The sequence below is a fragment of the Phyllobacterium sp. P5_D12 genome (assembly GCF_054049495.1).
On the sequence record NZ_JBFUMG010000568.1, the window covers coordinates 1 to 2,777 of the forward strand.

The following is a 2,777-nucleotide window of genomic DNA, read 5'->3' on the forward strand; positions in this document are numbered from 1 at the left end:
GTGCAACAAGGCTCATCTGGCACATCAATTCGGAACCAACCGCAATGCCGCGCATCACTGCCTTGCCATCGAGACCGCGTTTTTCGGCGATCGCCAAGACAGCCGAGACGATCACCGCACCGGCGTGGATGGGCCCGCCCTCAAAAGTGTCGTCATAGTCTTCTCCGTGGGCGGCTGTACCATTGACGAGCGCGGCATCGTAGAACCCGAGGCCGCGATCATGACCGTAGGCCGTACACGACCCTTCATCCACTGCACTGGCAAGCGCGGCGCGGACATAGTCCGTGTGTCTTGCAGCGATGGAAAGACCGATAATATCGAATATCAGGCGACGGCAGACATCAGCGACCGCAGATGGTGGCGCGGCCTCCTCGGCAAAGGCCGCCAGTTTGACCGCCACAGGCGTAGATGTCGGGACGGAATGGTTCATGAATGCGCTTCCTCGATTTTGGTCTTGCGGGCGTCGCGGAATTCGCGGCTAAGCGAAAAGACGACGAAGATGAGAGCGATCGACAGCAGGCAAACGGCGATCGGATCCTGAAGGAATATCATGTGATCGCCGCCTGACAGAACGAGCGACCGGCGATAGCTCGATTCCACCATGTGGCCGAGCACGACACCAAGGATCATCGGCAGCACGGGGAAACCGGCGATCCTCATAAGATAGCCAACCATGCCGAGTGCAAGTGCAATGCCGAGATCGAACAGGCTGTTGTTCAGCGTGAAGATGCCCGACAGGATCAGGGCAAAAATGAACCCTGCACGATAGGCTCTGGGTCTGTTAACGAGCCAGATGCACGCGGGCAGGATGATCATTCCGACRCCGATCTGCGCGATGATAGCGATGAACGAGCCGACATAGATACTGTCGATGACCTGCGCGCTCTGCTCAAAGAGGCGCGGGCCAGGGATCAGACCATGCATCAGCAAGCCACCAAGCAGGACGGCTGTAGAATTGGAGCTTGGGATACCGAAGCTGAGTAGCGGGATCAGCGCTGTACTTGCCACCGTGTTATTGGCAGCTTCCGGCGCTGCGACGCCTTCCTCCGAGCCTTTGCCGAATAGCTGCGGTGTTTTCGACCAGCGCTTTGCTTCGTTGTAGGACATGAACGCGGCGATGGATCCCCCGCCTCCCGGGGTCAATCCTTCGAACAATCCAAGAATGCAACCGATGGTCTGCGAGCGCTTGAGCTTGTTCATCATCGACCAGCTTGGCAGCCTGATCCTGATCGTCTCGTTCAATTGCAGGACGGTCGACGAGCCGGATTGGCTCATGAGCTCGGTAAGTGCGAACAGACCAACCATGACGAGTACGGGTTCGATCCCACCGAGGAGATCGGGAATATCGAAGGTGAAGCGGGTAACGCCGGAGATCGGATCCGTGCCAACGGTCGCGATCATCAATCCGACGGTCGCGGCCGCAAGGCCCTTGATCAATGACCCTCCGCTCATAGAGGCGATCACGCTGAGGCCGAGGATGCCGAGGCCGAAATAGGATGGTGGGGTGAAGGCCAGTGCCAGCCAGGATAGGGGCTCGGTAAGCAAAATCAGCATCGCTAGTCCAAAGAGACTTCCAACGACGCCCGACATAAGCGAGATGCCGAGTGCCTCTCCGGCACGCCCCTGCCGGTTCATCTCATAGCCGTCTATCACCGTCGCAGCCGAGGAGTTGGTTCCTGGCGTCCTTATGAGAATAGCTGGGATCGACCCGCCATATTCAGCACCGATATAGACGCATGCCAGGAGTGCAATCGCTTGAGCCGGGTCCATGGTGTAGGTGAAGGGCAAAACGAGCGCCATGGTGATGGACGCGGATATGCCCGGCAGAGCACCACCAAGAATGCCCCAGGTAAGCCCGCCAATGGCAACGAAGAAGAGTGGGGTCTCGGTCAGCAGGTGGATGATGTCCCAGAATGTGGTCATCAGAACATTCCTTGAAAAAGTGAACCTACTGGCTGATGGACGCCAAGYAGTTTGACGAAAATTGCCCAGTAGAACACCGCACCGCCGACAGCCGCGGCCAATACCACCCAGTTGCGCGGCGCCCCTTCGTAGAGCGCAACCGCGCCGATCAACAGAGCAGTGCCCGCGACGTAGCCAATAAACGGGAGGACAAAAACGTAAACTGCGCCCAAAAGGAGAAACCCGATGGCGCGGGGCAAGTGGGCATCCTGGTCATCATCAGTGCCTGCTGCGGTCGCCGCCCTGGCTCGTCTGAGGAGTATGGCACGTGCGATCAAAAGGACAGCAAGAATGGCAAGGATGACCGACAGCACATGCGGCAGACCTGTCGCGCCGACTTCATCGGACAAGGTGCTGTCGGCGATTTCGCTGGACCAGGCATAATACGTCCCGGAGACGGCAAGAAGGACAACGCCGCTGATAAGATCTTTGTTCATAGGATGGCCCTCGCACGCTACAGGGACCGGCCAACGTGGCCGATCCCCTCGCGTCACTATTTGATGGCGCCTGTCGACTTCAGGAACGCCTCAGTTGTCGATCCAAAATTATCTATGAAAGCTGGATAGTCCTTGTGCGCGATAAACTGAGGGACGAGCACTTCTTCGGTATATGCCTTCTTGTAATCCGGATCTTCAAGCAGCTTCTTTACAGCTTCGTCCCAGATTGCAGTCGTGGCCTCCGGAATACCTTTGGGACCGGCGAGGCCGCGGAATTTGACAAGACTGACGTCAAACCCCGATTCCTTCACAGTCGGCACATCCGGCTTCTCTGTAATGCGTTCAGGATTGAAGGTGGCAAGCAAAGTGATCTTGCCG

The 2,777-nt window shown here is 57.6% G+C and carries 4 protein-coding genes; all 4 read right to left on the reverse strand.

The features are described from left to right. Nucleotides 1-430, reverse strand: a 430-nt coding sequence (locus ACXJ5O_RS23585; protein WP_457302026.1) for an MmgE/PrpD family protein, incomplete at its 3' end; no start/stop codon positions are given. Beyond that, complete coding sequence (locus tag ACXJ5O_RS23590) at nucleotides 427-1,923, reverse strand: tripartite tricarboxylate transporter permease (protein WP_457302027.1); 1,497 nt, start codon at nucleotides 1,921-1,923, stop codon at nucleotides 427-429. The genes ACXJ5O_RS23585 and ACXJ5O_RS23590, both read right to left, overlap by 4 nt. After that, nucleotides 1,923-2,399 carry a tripartite tricarboxylate transporter TctB family protein gene (locus tag ACXJ5O_RS23595; RefSeq protein WP_457302028.1) on the reverse strand — a complete coding sequence of 159 codons (477 nt, stop codon included), beginning with the start codon at nucleotides 2,397-2,399 and terminating at the stop codon, nucleotides 1,923-1,925. The genes ACXJ5O_RS23590 and ACXJ5O_RS23595 overlap by 1 nt, the downstream gene beginning before the upstream one ends. Nucleotides 2,400-2,455: 56 nt before the next feature. Then, nucleotides 2,456-2,777: tripartite tricarboxylate transporter substrate-binding protein (locus tag ACXJ5O_RS23600; RefSeq protein WP_457302029.1), on the reverse strand; the 322-nt coding region annotated here is incomplete at its 5' end.